At 63.0% G+C, this 14659-nt stretch carries 14 protein-coding genes; 8 read left to right on the top strand and 6 right to left on the bottom strand.

Annotated elements, in window-relative coordinates:
- Window positions 1-50 precede the first annotated feature (50 nt).
- Window positions 51-1229, bottom strand: a complete 1179-nt coding sequence (locus tag GGR23_RS13420) for a hypothetical protein (RefSeq protein ID WP_183366808.1) — start codon at window positions 1227-1229, stop codon at window positions 51-53.
- 327 nt (window positions 1230-1556) lie between these two features.
- On the opposite strand from GGR23_RS13420, the gene parC reads away from it, so the two are divergent.
- Entirely contained in the window at window positions 1557-3812 is a 2256-nt protein-coding gene (gene parC / locus GGR23_RS13415; protein ID WP_183366807.1) for a DNA topoisomerase IV subunit A, read from the top strand.
- A gap of 380 nt (window positions 3813-4192) precedes the next feature.
- Here parC and GGR23_RS13410 read toward each other — a convergent pair whose 3' ends face one another.
- The 4 genes from GGR23_RS13410 to hemB form a co-directional block, all read right to left on the bottom strand.
- The gene (locus tag GGR23_RS13410) at window positions 4193-5059 is read right to left on the bottom strand and encodes a DMT family transporter (protein WP_183366806.1); all 867 of its coding nucleotides are present in this window, start codon (window positions 5057-5059) and stop codon (window positions 4193-4195) included.
- Window position 5060: 1 nt separating this feature from the next.
- On the bottom strand, window positions 5061-5831 hold the full coding sequence (locus tag GGR23_RS13405; protein WP_183366805.1) for an arginyltransferase: 771 nt from the start codon (window positions 5829-5831) through the stop codon (window positions 5061-5063).
- A 112-nt stretch (window positions 5832-5943) separates the two neighbouring features.
- Window positions 5944-6420, bottom strand: coding sequence for an RDD family protein (locus tag GGR23_RS13400; protein WP_183366804.1), 477 nt, complete (start codon window positions 6418-6420; stop codon window positions 5944-5946).
- 91 nt (window positions 6421-6511) lie between these two features.
- A complete protein-coding gene (gene hemB, locus GGR23_RS13395) occupies window positions 6512-7525 on the bottom strand; it encodes a porphobilinogen synthase (RefSeq protein ID WP_183366803.1) in 1014 nt (337 codons plus the stop codon).
- Between the two features lie 126 nt (window positions 7526-7651).
- Between hemB and GGR23_RS13390 the strand changes: the two genes are divergently transcribed.
- From GGR23_RS13390 to GGR23_RS13360, 7 genes are all read left to right on the top strand, one after another.
- A complete protein-coding gene (locus tag GGR23_RS13390; RefSeq protein WP_183366802.1) occupies window positions 7652-8086 on the top strand; it encodes a DUF6163 family protein in 435 nt (144 codons plus the stop codon).
- Between the two features lie 129 nt (window positions 8087-8215).
- Window positions 8216-8731 carry a transcriptional regulator LdtR gene (gene ldtR / locus GGR23_RS13385; protein WP_183366801.1) on the top strand — a complete coding sequence of 172 codons (516 nt, stop codon included), beginning with the start codon at window positions 8216-8218 and terminating at the stop codon, window positions 8729-8731.
- 354 nt (window positions 8732-9085) lie between these two features.
- A complete protein-coding gene (locus GGR23_RS13380; protein WP_183366800.1) occupies window positions 9086-10390 on the top strand; it encodes a L,D-transpeptidase family protein in 1305 nt (434 codons plus the stop codon).
- Window positions 10391-10586: 196 nt separating this feature from the next.
- Complete coding sequence (glyA, locus tag GGR23_RS13375; protein ID WP_183366799.1) at window positions 10587-11882, top strand: serine hydroxymethyltransferase; 1296 nt, start codon at window positions 10587-10589, stop codon at window positions 11880-11882.
- 75 nt (window positions 11883-11957) lie between these two features.
- Window positions 11958-12437: a transcriptional regulator NrdR gene (nrdR, locus tag GGR23_RS13370; RefSeq protein ID WP_183366798.1), complete on the top strand. Its 480-nt coding sequence runs from the start codon at window positions 11958-11960 to the stop codon at window positions 12435-12437.
- 2 nt (window positions 12438-12439) lie between these two features.
- On the top strand, window positions 12440-13522 hold the full coding sequence (gene ribD / locus GGR23_RS13365) for a bifunctional diaminohydroxyphosphoribosylaminopyrimidine deaminase/5-amino-6-(5-phosphoribosylamino)uracil reductase RibD (RefSeq protein ID WP_183366797.1): 1083 nt from the start codon (window positions 12440-12442) through the stop codon (window positions 13520-13522).
- Window positions 13522-14139, top strand: a complete 618-nt coding sequence (locus tag GGR23_RS13360; RefSeq protein WP_183366796.1) for a riboflavin synthase — start codon at window positions 13522-13524, stop codon at window positions 14137-14139. Before ribD ends, GGR23_RS13360 begins: the two co-directional genes overlap by 1 nt.
- Here GGR23_RS13360 and GGR23_RS13355 read toward each other — a convergent pair.
- Entirely contained in the window at window positions 14069-14638 is a 570-nt protein-coding gene (locus GGR23_RS13355; protein ID WP_246365417.1) for a GNAT family N-acetyltransferase, read from the bottom strand. The two genes, GGR23_RS13360 and GGR23_RS13355, sit on opposite strands and share 71 nt — an antisense overlap.
- Window positions 14639-14659: the final 21 nt, after the last annotated feature.

The following is a 14659-nucleotide window of genomic DNA, read 5'->3' as shown; positions in this document are numbered from 1 at the left end:
CCCGGCACGATGCCGGGCTTTTCCCTGTTTTCCGTTTTCTGCGCGAAGGATCAGTCGTTCGCGGAAACCTTGACCGACAGCATCTGCGGGATGGTGTTCGGTGCGCCCATGGCAGCGCCCATGATCATCGGGAAGGCGACCGGAGCGGACGGCTTGGCGGAGACGGTGAAGCTCTTCGGGTCGTCCAGATAGGCCGAAACAGCCGAAGCGACTGCGTTCTGCAGTTCCGGCACGTTCAGCTGGGCGAGCATCAGCGGCGCCATGGCCTTCAGCGACTCGGCGAGCTGCTGGCCGGTGACGCCCTGCTGCTGGCCGGCATAATCCAGGGCGCGCTTGGTGATCGAGGCATCCTCGAAGCGGATTTCCGCGCCCACGAAGGCCAGCTGCTGCATGAGGCCCATGAACTGCAGGTTGGCTGCATCCTTGGTGGCCGGATCGTTCATCTGCTTGCTGGCGTCCTCGATCTTCTGGATCAGATCCAGCGTCATGCCCGACAGGCTGAAGGACATGTTGAGCTTGCCGACATTCTTGAAGTCAAGCGTCAGGGCGTCGATCGCCATGGTGCCCTTGTCGAGCGCCCAGGAGGAGGCAATCTCGATATTGCCTTCCAGCGTCTGGAGACCGAGCTTCTCGACGGCGTCCTTGGTCTTCGGGTCAGGGCTCTGGCTCAGGTCGGCCTTCAGGCCCTCCGCCTTCCAGCTGTAGTCCACGCCGCTTTCGTCCTCACGGACGGTCGCGGTCGCTTCCATGCTTTCCATGGAGAAGACTTCCTTGCCGTTCTCGCTGACGGTGATCTTGCCGGAATTGGCGCTCTCGAAGGGCGCGAGCGTGTCGACGGTCTTCTGGGTCGGATCGGCGGGGATGAACACGCCGGAGAGCGACAGGCCGGTTGCCGTGACGGTCGTCGTCTTCTCGGTCGAGCTGATGTCCGGGAAGGTTACGTTCTCGACCGTGTAGTTGCCGTCCTCGTCCTCTTCGACGCCGGTGAAGTTAACGTCACCCACGGTAACTGGCTTGGCGCCTTCGCCCGGGGGCGTGTAGCTGACGCCGGTCATGGTGATGTCGGAGCCGTCCACCTCGATGTCGGTTGCGGCAACCTTGGTTCCGCTGGTCTCGTAGGACTTGTTGATGGCGGCGAGGAACTCGTCACCGTCAAGCGCAAAGGCCGATCCGGCGAGAGCAAGGAAGGTCGTGCTCGCAAGCACCAGGCGGAGAGGCAGTTTCTTCATGGAACGGGTTCCTCTAGAGGTGGCGGACCGTCTGGTCCTTCTGGCGGTGGGGCACCATACCGCGTTTCGCGGGATTGGTGCAGGGCAGGATGAGTGTCGGGCATAAAAATATCGAGCCGTTAAAATTGAGTTGCAATGCCCGCTTCGCTCAAGGACGCCCTAGTTCATGGTAAATATGACGCGGTGATGACGAAGGCCGCCGAAATGATCCGAGCGACGGGAATTCCTGCCGCAAGCCAGCAATTCCAGCGCTTTCCGGGCTGATTTCCACAAATCGGCGTGGCCGATTCCTTGCCGTCGGGACAAATGTCCTTTAACCAGCAAATCATGGGAAAAGAACTTTTGCCGCCCGGGGGCGGGGACGACGACAACATCCTTCCGGTCGATCTGAAGGCAGCGCTCGAGGAGCGTTACCTTGCCTATGCGCTGTCGACCATCATGCACCGTGCGCTGCCCGACGTGCGCGATGGCCTGAAGCCGGTGCATCGCCGCATCATCCACGCCATGAGCGAGATGGGCGTGCGGCCGAATTCCGCGCACAAGAAATGCGCCCGCATCGTCGGCGACGTCATCGGTAAGTTCCATCCCCACGGCGACCAGTCGGTCTACGACGCGCTGGTGCGCCTCGCACAGGACTTCTCGCAGCGCTATCCCGTGGTCGACGGGCAGGGCAACTTCGGCAACATCGACGGCGACAGCGCCGCCGCCTATCGTTACACCGAAGCGCGCATGACCGATGTCGCGGTGCTGCTGCTCGAGGGCATCGACCAGGATGCGGTCGATTTCCGCCCGACCTACAACGAGGAGGACGAGGAGCCGGTCGTGCTTCCCGGCGCCTTCCCGAACCTGCTCGCCAATGGCGCGTCGGGAATCGCGGTCGGCATGGCGACCTCCATTCCGCCCCACAATGTTCATGAGATCTGCGATGCCGCGCTGCATCTGATCAAGCATCCGGATGCGACGGTCGAAAAGCTCGTCGAGTTCATTCCGGGTCCTGACCTGCCGACCGGCGGCGTGATCATCGATGGGCGCGACTCGATCATCGACGCCTACAAGACCGGGCGCGGCGGCTTCAGGGTCAGGGCCAAGTGGCAGACGGAAGATCTCGGCCGCGGCGGCTATCAGATCATCGTCACCGAAATCCCCTTCCAGGTGCAGAAGTCCCGGCTGATCGAGAAGATCGCCGAGTTGCTGATTGCGCGCAAGCTGCCGCTGCTCGAAGACATCCGCGACGAATCCGCCGAGGACGTGCGCGTCGTGCTGGTTCCGAAGAGCCGCACGGTGGATGCCACCCTGCTGATGGAATCGCTCTTCCGGCTGACCGAACTCGAAAGCCGTATCCCGCTCAACATGAACGTGCTTTCCATGGGGCGCATTCCCCGGGTGATGGCGCTCAACGAGGTGCTGCTGGAATGGCTGGCACACCGCAAGGACGTGCTGATCCGGCGCTCGAAACACCGGCTCGCCGCCATCGACCGCCGGCTGGAAATCCTGGGCGGCCTGCTGGTCGCCTATCTGAACCTCGACGAAGTGATCCGCATCATCCGCGAGGAGGATGAGCCGAAGCCGGTTCTCATGGCGCGGTTCAACCTTACGGACATCCAGGCCGAAGCGATCCTCAACATGCGGCTCCGCTCGCTGCGCAAGCTCGAGGAATTCGAGATCCGCACCGAGTTCGACCAGCTGTCGAAGGAGAAGGCGGACATCGAGGCCCTGCTGGCGTCAGAAGACAAGCTCTGGCAGGCGATTTCCTGGGAGATCGGCGAGGTCAAGAAGAAGTATGCCAAGGCCACCGAACTCGGCAAGCGCCGGACGATCTTCGCCGAGGCACCGCAGGCCGACGACGATGCGATCAGCCAGGCCATGATCGAGAAGGAGCCGGTCACGATCGTGATCTCGGAAAAGGCCTGGATCCGCGCCCTGAAGGGCCATATCTCCGATACATCGACACTCTCCTTCAAGGAGGGCGATGCGCTGAAGGTGGCTTTCCCCGCCCAGACAACGGACAAGATCCTGATCGTCACGACCGGCGGCAAGGCCTACACGATCGGCGCGGACAAGCTGCCGGGCGGACGCGGCCATGGCGAGCCGCTGCGCGTGATGGTGGACATGGAGAACGATCAGGACGTGCTGACGGCCTTCGTGCACGATCCGCAGCGCAAGCTGGTGCTCTCCTCGGCCGCAGGCAACGGTTTCGTCATCGTCGAGACGGAGATGGTCGCCAATACCCGCAAGGGCAAGCAGATCATGAATGTCTCCATGCCCGATGAGGCCAAGCTGGTCGTTCCGGTAAAGGGCGATCACGTCGCAGTCGTCGGCGAGAACCGGAAGATGCTGGTCTTCCCGCTCAACCAGCTGCCGGAAATGACGCGCGGCAAGGGCGTGCGGCTTCAGCGCTACAAGGATGGCGGCGTCGCCGACATCAAGTGCTTCGCGATCGCCGACGGACTTTCCTGGGAAGACAGCGCCGGACGCAGCTTTACCCGCACGAAGGACGAGCTCATCGAATGGCTCGGCGACCGGGCCGGGGCAGGGCGTACGGTGCCGAAGGGCTTCCCGAAGAGCGGCCGCTTTACGGGCTGAGCCTGCTTCAGCTCCAGCGGCACGCAATGCCGGCCGCCATGCTCTTCCAGCCGATCGTCATGGACGATATCGACGTCCTGCCGGCGAGGCGATCATCAAGCCGCCAGTTCGCGCGGGAGCGATCTTGTATGCCTGCATGCCGATCCGTGCCGCTTCCCGTCTCCGGGGAATCGGTTCCCAAAAGCTTGAGTTTGATCGTGTCCCTTTCAGCCTTCCGCTGAAGGGTATCGCATGGCCTCAGGCCGGGCCCTGAAGAACGTCCTTCGGAATGTTCACGCCCCACGAGCTGCCGGTTCTTCGGATGTGGCCTTCACGGGTTTCCTCGTGTTGCAACGAGGTCATCACATGAAGCGTCCGCGGATGCAGCAGCCATCCATGCCTCAGGCGTCCCCACGTCTCCGCATCTGCGCCGCGGAATAGGCGACCAGCGCAAGGGTGATGATGAGGCCGCCGACAAGGCTCTGGGTGGTGGGCACTTCCGAAAAGATCAGCCAGACCCAGATCGGCGCGAGCACCGTTTCCAGAAGGTAGAACATGCCTACTTCCGCAGCCTTCAGGTAACGAGGCCCGGTTGCCAGGCAGAAGAAGGCAAGCGGGATCATCACCATGCCATCCAGCGCCAGCCAGAAGGGGTCCGGCAGGGAAAAGCCTGTCGGCCAGGCGAAGACCGCTGCAATTGCCGCCGGCATGATCGCGCCGATCAGCGGCACGAAGCCCATCTCCTGACGGGTTGCGCGGCCTATGGTGATGGCGCCCGCCAGCAGCAGCGCGGCGCCCATCGCCAGCATGTCCCCGAAGAGGTGTCCCCCCTCGAGGCTGCCCTGAACGATCACGCCGACACCGACGATCATCACCGCCATTGTCAAAAGCGTCGCGGACGAGGGACGTTCCTTCAGGAAGATCCAGGAAGCAAGGGCGGCAAACATCGGATTGAAGGCGATGATGAACACCACGTTCGCCGTCGAGGTGTGGAAGACGGCGCCAAGAAAGAAAATGGTGGAGATGCCGTAGAAGATGCCTGCCACCAGGGCCCCGCGCCCCGGCACCAGCAGGGGTTTCTGCCGGGTGAAGAGCCGCAGAGCGGCATAGAGCGCAAGCGCGGCGGCGAAGGTCATGATCGAGCGCAGCGCGATGACCTGCCAGGCGGAACCCCCGGACAGGCGCACGAGCGGAACGTCGAACGAGAGGGCGAGCCCGCCGATGAAGGTGATCAGCAGGCCCTTTCGATGCGGAGAAAGAAGGGGCAATTCAGGTATCCAGTGGAGGGGTCCGTTCGGGGGTGTAACGTTCCCAGCCGGTGGCCATCAGATGTTCCTGAGGCTGGAAGCGGGTCTTGTAGTCCATCTTGCGCGATCCCTTGACCCAGTAGCCGAGATACACGTGCGGAAGCCCCATGGTATGGGCGCGCCGGATATGATCGAGGATCATGAAGGTGCCGAGGGAGCGCCGATCGAGCTTCGGGTTGAAGAAGGAGTAGACCATCGACAGCCCGTCGCCCATGAGATCCGTCAGCGCGCAGGCCACCAGTTCGCCCCGCGTGCCACCGATTCCGGAGCCCTCGGTTCGAACGCGATACTCGATCACCCGGGTGTTCACATGGGTGTCCTCGATCATGACAGCATAGTCCAGGCTGGACATGTCCGACATGCCGCCCTTCTGGTGCCGATCGTCAAGATAGGCGCGGAACAGGGCAAACTGCTCCGCAGACGGGCGGGCGGCCGTTTCCGTGCCGACGATGTCGCTGTTGAGCGCCTGGATCCGCCGCATGGAGCGCGCGGGCGAGAATTCATGGGCGAGGATGCGCACCGAGACGCAGGCCCGGCAGGCCTCGCAGGCGGGCCGATAGGCAATGTTCTGGGAGCGACGGAATCCCCCCTGGGTGAGGAGATCGTTCATGTCGGAGGCGCGAGGGCCGACCAGATGGGTAAAGACCTTCCTCTCGGTCTCGTTGGGCAGATAGGGGCACGCGGCAGGGGCCGTCAGGTAGAACTGGGGTGATGGCGCACTCTGTGTATTCATATGCCGGGCCTCTCGTCAGGAAGGCAGCGATGCACCCAGAATTGTCGAACTGTAAAAAAGGTCAACTCCATAACGTGAAAATTCTCTTAAGCGTGAAATATCTGAACAGAAATCAATATCCCGCCTGATAGGCGGCCCGGTCCGCCATGGCGGTGCCGAGAAGGATGTCATGCAACAGGCGGTTGCGATTTGTAAAGAGCGCCACCAGCAATACGAAAGGTGTCAGAACGGAGTTGAACAGCCAGAACAGCACGAGGTGCACGACCGCCGTCAGGAAGTCGATGGGCCGGCCGCTCTGCTGCACCAGCATGAGGCCCATCATCCGCATGCCCGGGGATGCCTGGTTGGCCCCGCCGATGGTCGATCCGAAATAGATCATGGCCACCAGGAAGCCCAGCACGGGGTAGATGAACCAGGCGAGCCCCAGCGTGATGATGCCCAGGAAGAATACGACGAGCCCGGCCGCGAGAATGAGCAGCGCGATCAGGAAATAGTCGATCAGGAATGCGAAGACCCGGCGCGCCAGCGTGCCCTGAAATGCAGCTTCGTTGATTGCTCCCGGGGCATAGATGTCGCGCGCGTCGCTCATGGCGTTCTCCTTATGCATCTACTATAGCATATGGGCGCGCGCGGACCGGATTCAACTGCAGCCTGTCCCTCGTTTTTCAGGGAGAGGTGTGTCAGCGCTTCGCCAGTATGCGTGCCACCTCCGGCGCGAAATAGGTGAGGATGCCGTCGCAACCCGCGCGCTTGAAGCACAGCAGGGTTTCCATCATCACCCGCTCCCCGTCGATCCAGCCATTCATCGCGGCGGCCTTGATCTGGGTGTATTCGCCCGAAACCTGATAGGCAAAGGTCGGAAGGCCGAAGGCTTCCTTCAGCCGCCAGCAGATGTCGAGATAGGGCAGGCCGGGCTTGACCATCAGCATGTCGGCGCCTTCCTCCACATCCATCGCCGCGTCCCGCACCGCCTCGGTGCCGTTCGCCGGATTGATGTAATAGCTGTTCTTGTCGCCCTTGAGCAGGCCGCCCGTGGAGATCGCCTCCCGGTAGGGACCATAAAAGCCGGATGCGAACTTCGTGGCATAGGACATGAGCCCCACCGACTGATGCCCGGCGGCATCGAGCGCGCGGCGGATGGCGCCGATGCGTCCGTCCATCATCTCGGAAGGAGCTATGATGTCGGCGCCTGCATCCGCCTGCATCACCGCGGCGCGACAGATCTGGTCCACCGTCTCGTCGTTGACGATTTCGGCACCGCGCAGGATGCCGTCATGGCCGTGGCTGGTGAAGGGATCCAGCGCGACGTCGGTGATGATGCCGACATTCGGCACGGCCTTCTTGATGGCGGCGGTCGTCTGGTTGATCAGGTTGTTGGCTTCGAGCGAGTTTGAACCGGTTTCGTCGCGCAGGTGCATCTCGATGTTGGGGAAGGTGGCGATTGCCGGAATGCCGAGATCGGCGGCTTCCTTCGCCGCTTCCACCGCCTTGTCGACGGTCATGCGGTTGACCCCCGGCATCGCCGGAATGGGATCGACCACGCCCGTGCCGGGGATGAGGAAGATCGGCCAGATGAGATCGTCCACGGTCAGGCGGTTCTCCTGCACCAGGCGGCGGGTCCAGTCGGCCTTGCGATTGCGGCGCATGCGGCGGTGACCGGTGATTTCGTCCACGAGATGGGTCTTGTCCTGCATGAATCCTGTCCTCTTTCGGTTCGGCCTCTGGCCTGCCGGTCTAGCGCCCGCATCCGGCTGGCGCAAGACGACACATTTGTCCATGCCGGCTGGCAGGGGAGGGCGCTTGCCTATAGTGTCGCCCGCATGGAACCTGATTCACTCACCCCGCCCAAGCGTTCAATGCTGGACATCGGCTTCATGATCTTCCTGAGGCTGGTGGCGCTCGCCTGTCTCGTTTTCGGAATTCAGTACTGGGGCCTGCTCACCGGTTACCTGCTCGACGGACGGGCCCGCTTCGACCTCCTGAACCTGCCCTGGCGGGTGGCGGGATCGGCGCTGGCGGTTCTTTTTCCGGTGGCTGCACTCGGCCTATGGCTGACCGTTTCCTGGGGGCCGGTGGTCTGGCTGATCGCTGCCGGTGGGCAGCTGGTGATGTATACGGTGTGGCCGGAAATCTTCGGCACAAACTGGCTCATCGTCGCGCTGAACGGGGCGATCATGGCGGTGTTCGCTGTGCTGAGAACCCTGCTTTTCCTGCGCCGCCGACGCATGCGGCAGGTAAGGTCTGATTCACCCTGATGCGAGGGCTTGTTCGGGTAAGAGCCTGTTAAGCTTGGGGTTTAAGTAGAATTTTATAGGTGTTCGATAGGTTGGCTCACAAGGCGGGAAGCAAACAAAACAACCGCCAAACAAACAGTGAGGCAGACCATGAACACGAAACTGAAGCCGCAGGCGGTTGCGCCGGCTCCGTCGTCCCAGGACGATACCATCCGTTCCCTCTACCTGGAATCCCTGCACCTCGTCGAGCGCCTGCATCGCCGTCTCCTTGACGTCATCAAGGACGAATTCGACCGTCAGGGCCGCAGCGACGTGAACGCCATCCAGGCGCTCCTGCTGTTCAACATCGGCAATTCCGAGCTGACCGCCGGCGAGCTGCGCTCCCGCGGCTACTACCTGGGCTCCAACGTTTCCTACAACGTCAAGAAGCTCGTGGACCTCGGCTTCATCAACCACCAGCGCTCCCGCGTCGACCGCCGTTCGGTCCGCATCAGCCTGACCGATGAAGGCCGCGAAATCGCCGAAACCGTTGCCAAGCTCTACGAGCGCCACATCGGTTCGATCCAGAAGGTCGGCGGTATCGGGACGGACGAATTCACGCAGATGAACAAGCTGCTGCAGCGTCTGGACCGTTTCTGGAACGATCAGATCCTCTATCGCCTCTGATCGCCAAGCCTAAGGCCAGCCCGTTGCCCGGGCTCCCTCGTGAAAGCATGACCTCCACAGGCCGGACGTGTCCCCTGCACGTCCGGTTCCTGCCGTTGGATTGGCCGGCCGCAGCTTGAGCCGCAACCTGTAGCGATCACGAAAGTGTCAGCTGCAACAAGTTGTGTCTTTTGTGACACGAATTGGCCATATTGCTCTGTGAGTGGAGCCATAGGGCGAAGACGCACGTTGATGCGCTCGCAGGCTTGGCGCACAAGCGCCCCCGGAGATTGTCCGTTCACGCGTTTCCATTTGTTAACCATGCAATGGTAGGGCAAGTGTCCAGGACGTATTGATGAATGACGGTGGTGGATTATGGCAAATAACACGGATCACGCATCCTATTCCCGGCGCAAGTTCCTGCGTTCGGCAATCGGTGCCGGCCTCGCTTCGGTCGCCCTCCCGGCCTATGCGCAGACGGCCTTCGATGATGTGATCAATGCACCGCGGCGCGGCAACTGGGATGACCAGTTCGACGCAAACAATGCCTCCCGCACGGCGGCCGTTGTGAAGTCCAACAACCCGATCCTCGGACCGGAAGCCGTTCCGAACATCCAGACCGCAATTCTCGAATACCAGCAGATCGTTGCTGCCGGCGGCTGGCCGCAAGTCAATCCGACCGGGCAGCGCCTGCAGATCGGTGTGATCGATCCGCTCGTGCCGGTCCTGCGCCAGCGCCTGATGGCATCCGGCGACCTGCCGCGCAATGCCGGCATGTCCGATGCGTTCGATTCCTACGTCGATGGCGCCGTCAAGCGCTTCCAGGCCCGTCACGGCCTGCCGGAAGACGGCGTTCTCGGCGAGTTCACCGTGAAGGCGATGAACATTCCCGCCGACGTGCGCCTCCAGCAGCTCAACACCAACCTCGTGCGCGTCCAGTCCATGTCGGGCGATCTCGGCCAGCGTTACGTGATGGTGAACATCCCGGCGGCATACATCGAAGCCGTGGAAAACGGCCGCGTGGTCCTGCGCAACACCGCAATCGTCGGCCGTATCTCGCGCCCGTCGCCCATCCTCAACTCGAAGATCTACGAAGTGATCCTCAATCCCTACTGGATCGCCCCGCGTTCGATCGTCGAGAAGGACATCGTGCCGCTGATGCGCAAGGACCCGACCTATCTGACGCGCAACAACATCCGCCTGATCGACGGCCAGGGCAATGAAGTTCCGCCGGAAACAGTCGACTGGAACGCGCCGAAGGCACCGCCTTACGAATTCCGTCAGGACCCGGGCAAGATCAACGCCATGGCCTCGACCAAGATCAACTTCCACAACGAGCACAGCGTGTATATGCACGACACGCCGCAGCAGGGCCTGTTCAACAAGCTCGCCCGCTTCGAATCGTCGGGCTGCGTGCGCGTGCAGAACGTGCGCGACCTCTCCACCTGGCTGCTTCGCGACACGCCCGGCTGGAACCGCCAGCAGATCGAGCGCGTCATCGAAAGCCGCGTCAACACGCCGATCAAGCTCACGGCGGAAGTGCCGGTTTATTTCGTCTACATCACCGCCTGGTCCGCAAAGGACCGGATCGTGCAGTTCCGCGACGACATCTACCAGCTGGATGGCAATGCCGAGCTGGCGCTGCAGACGACGACGGGAATCGAGCAGGCCGCACAGTAAGGCAAGCCGGTCCCGCCCGGGCCTTCATCGATCGGATAACAGAAAAGCCGCATCCAGGATGCGGCTTTTTGTCGTTTTCGGGGCCCGTGGCCTGCGTGAATCGTAGTTGGCGCACCAAATGTCGCACTTCGTCTTGCCCGCCGCCCCACCGGACGCTAAGACCCAATCCGCGCACTTCCAGTTTAGGAGCCATTCCATGACCTCTGGTACCACCGACGTGTTCTTCTCCCGTACGCTTGCCGATGCCGATCCGGAAATCTTTGGCGCGATCGAGAAGGAGCTGGGTCGTCAACGCCATGAAATCGAGCTGATCGCCTCGGAAAACATCGTCTCGCGCGCCGTGCTGGAAGCACAGGGCTCGATCATGACGAACAAGTATGCCGAAGGCTATCCGGGCAAGCGCTACTATGGTGGCTGCCAGTTCGTCGACATCGCAGAAGAGCTCGCCATCGAGCGCGCCAAGAAGCTCTTCGGCGTGAACTTCGCCAACGTTCAGCCGAACTCCGGTTCGCAGATGAACCAGGCCGTCTTCCTCGCGCTGCTGCAGCCGGGCGACACCGTCATGGGCCTCGACCTGAATTCCGGCGGTCACCTGACCCACGGCTCCCCGGTCAACATGTCCGGCAAGTGGTTCAACGTGGTTTCCTACGGCGTGCGCGCCGAAGACCACCAGCTCGACATGGATGATGTCGCCGCCAAGGCCGAGAAGTACAAGCCGAAGCTGATCATCGCCGGCGGCACCGCCTATTCCCGCACCTGGGACTGGAAGCGTTTCCGCGAGATCGCCGACTCCATCGGCGCCTATCTCATGGTCGACATGGCGCATATCGCCGGTCTCGTTGCGGGTGGCCAGCATCCGTCGCCGTTCCCGCACTGCCACGTTGCCACGTCCACGACCCACAAGTCGCTCCGCGGCCCGCGCGGCGGCATGATCCTCACCAACGACGAGGACCTGGCGAAGAAGCTCAACTCGGCCGTCTTCCCGGGCCTCCAGGGCGGTCCGCTGATGCATGTCATCGCTGCCAAGGCCGTGGCCTTCGGCGAAGCGCTGAAGCCCGAGTTCAAGGAATACGCCGCCCAGGTGGTGAAGAACGCCAAGGCGCTCTCGCAGACCCTCGTCGACGGCGGCCTCGACATCGTTTCCGGCGGCACCGACAACCACCTGATGCTGGTTGACCTGCGCAAGAAGAACGCGACCGGCAAGCGCGCGGAAGCAGCGCTCGGCCGCGCCTACATCACCTGCAACAAGAACGGCATTCCCTTCGATCCGGAAAAGCCCTTCGTCACCTCGGGCATCCGCCTCGGCACGCCGGCCGGCACGACCCGCGGTTTCAAGGAAGCCGAGTTCAAGGAAATCGGCAACCTGATCATCGAAGTGCTCGACGGTCTCAAGGCTGCAAACTCCGACGAGGGCAATGCTGCTGTCGAGGCAGGCGTGCGCTCCAAGGTGGTTGCGCTGACCGACCGCTTCCCCATGTATCCCTACCTCTGAGGGCTTGTCTTTCCGCGATTTCGGGTGGAAAAGGGGTGACCCTTTTTCACCCGATTTCTTTTTGCGAGGATTGGAATGCGCTGCCCCTACTGCGGATCGGAAGATACCCAGGTGAAGGATTCGAGACCGGCGGAGGACGGTTCCTCGATCCGCCGCCGCCGCATCTGCCCGGATTGCGGTGGGCGCTTCACCACCTTCGAGCGGGTGCAGCTGCGCGAGCTGATGGTGATCAAGAAGACCGGCCGCAAGGTGCCGTTCGACCGGGAGAAGCTGGTGCGCTCCTTCGAGATCGCCCTGCGCAAGCGCCCCGTGGAGCGCGACCGGATCGAGCGCGCGGTGTCCGGCATCGTTCGCCGCCTGGAAAGTTCGGGCGAGGTGGAAATCTCCTCCGAACAGATCGGCCTTCAGGTTCTCGAGGCGCTGAAGAGCCTAGATGACGTGGCCTTTGTCCGCTATGCCTCCGTCTATCGCGATTTCTCCCATGCCGAGGATTTCGAAAAGGTCATTCAGGAGATCAACGCCAAGATCGCCCGCGATCCGGGGCTCGGGCACTGACCATGCCTCGGACCGATGACCGGCGGTACATGGCGGCTGCGCTTCGGCTCGCCCGCTGGCATACCGGCCTGACCTCGACCAATCCCTCCGTCGGCTGCATTGTCGTCAAGGACGGCGCGATCGTCGGAACGGGCGTCACGGCAGTGGGCGGGCGTCCCCATGCCGAGACCCAGGCCCTTGCCGATGCGGGGCCGAGAGCCCGCGGCGCGACTGTCTACGTAACCCTCGAGCCCTGTTCCCATCACGGAAAGACGCCACCCTGCGCGGATGCGCTGATCGCCTCCGGCGTTGCCCGCGTGGTCGTTTCGGTGACCGACCCCGATATCCGCGTCAGCGGCCGCGGCCTTGCCATGCTTGCAGCGGCCGGGATTTCGGTCGAGGCCGGCGTGCTCGAGGAGGAGGGCAGGGAGGTGCTGTCCGGCTACCTCATGCGTCAGGTGGAAAAGCGGCCGCATGTGACGCTGAAGCTTGCGGTTTCCGCGGATGGCATGATCGGCCGGACGGGCGCTGGCCAGGTTTCCGTCACCGGCCCGCTTGCGCGCGCGCAGGTCCACGCGCTGCGCGCCGAAATGGATGCGATCCTCGTCGGGGCCGGAACGGCACTGGCCGACGACCCGCTTCTCGACGTGCGCCTGCCCGGTCTGGAAAGCCGTTCGCCGCATCGCTTCGTCCTTGGCCGGGACTTTGTACTGCCCACCGGATCGAAGCTCGCCCTTTCGGCGGATCGGGTACCGCTGACGCTGATCGGTGGTAGGGTGGCCGCAGACGGGAGGAACGCCGCGACCTCCTCGGGCCGCTCCATTTCCCCGGAGCCTGCAGAGGAAGGGGCGCTCCTGCCTCTGCTCAACCGGATGGCGGAGCAGGGGATCTCATCCCTTCTGGTCGAGGGTGGTGCAAAGGCCGCCAGCCGGTTCCTCGACGCGGGTCTGGTGGACCGGATACTTCTCTTCGAGGGGCCGGGCAAAATCGGAGCGGACGGTATTGCCTCCCCTCTCACCCGCACCCATATGCCTGCCGGCTTCCGCCTCGTGCGGAGCGAAATCTTCGGGCCCGACCGGGCCTATCACTATGAGAGAGACAGCTGATGTTCACCGGAATTGTCACCGATGTCGGAACCGTCGAGAGCGTGGAGCCGCTCGCACAAGGGGTGCGGCTCAGGATCCGCACCGCCTATGATCCGGGCGGCATCGACATGGGCGCCAGCATTTCCCATGCCGGCACCTGCCTGACGGTGACAGCCCTGCCGGACAAGGGCAGCAGCGAGCGCTGGTACGAGGTGGAAGCCTGGGAGGAGGCACTGCGCCTGACGACCATCGGTGGCTGGAAACCCGGCACCCGCATCAACCTCGAGCGCTCGCTCAAGATCGGCGACGAGCTTGGAGGGCATCTGGTCTCCGGCCACGTGGACGGCACGGCGGAAATCCTGTCGATCCAGGCGGAAGGCGACGCGGTGCGCTACACCCTGCGCGCGCCGGCGCATCTCGCCCGCTTCGTTGCGCCAAAGGGCTCGGTGGCGCTCGACGGCACTTCGCTGACGGTCAACGCCGTCAACGGCACCGATTTCGACGTCCTGCTCATCCGTCACACGCTGGAGGTCACCACCTGGGGCGACCGGAAGGTCGGCGACCGGGTCAATTTCGAGGTGGATACGATGGCCCGCTATGCGGCGCGTCTCGCGGAGTTTCCGGCATACGGCAAATGATGGTGGCGTGACCGGCATATTCGGTGTGGACCGTCTCGACAAAACCCAGCCGTGCGGCAAGCCGCCGCGACGGCTGGTTTTCCGGATCGATGATCGCGGTCATCTCCAGGTGCGGAAAAGCCCGTGCCGCCCAATCCATCGCCGCCGTCATGACCTCCAGTGCCAGACCCTGGCCCTGCCGATGCGGAAGAAGCATCCAGCCGGTTTCGAGCGTACCCTCGATGCTGGGCGTCATCTGCCGCTTCATGTCGTGGAAGCCCGCCTCGCCGACAAACTCTCCCGTTTGCCTGTCCTCGACGACAAAGAAGCCGAAGCCGAAGACTTGCCAGTGGCCTGTGGTTCGCAGGATGCGTGACCAGCCGGTTTCCCGCGTCAGGGCCGCGCCGATGGTGTAGCGCAGCACGGTTTCGTCCTGCCAGAGCGCGACATAGCGCTCGAGGTCACCGGGTGCGACCACGCGCAGGCGCATGCGTTCGGTCTCGATCACGGGCGTCGACAATGGGCTCTCCTTGCTGTGGTG

Source organism: Gellertiella hungarica, from assembly GCF_014197145.1.
Classification (GTDB): Bacteria; Pseudomonadota; Alphaproteobacteria; order Rhizobiales; family Rhizobiaceae; genus Gellertiella; species Gellertiella hungarica.
Note: the sequence above shows the minus strand (reverse complement) of the source record. Positions and strands in the feature narration are given on the sequence as shown.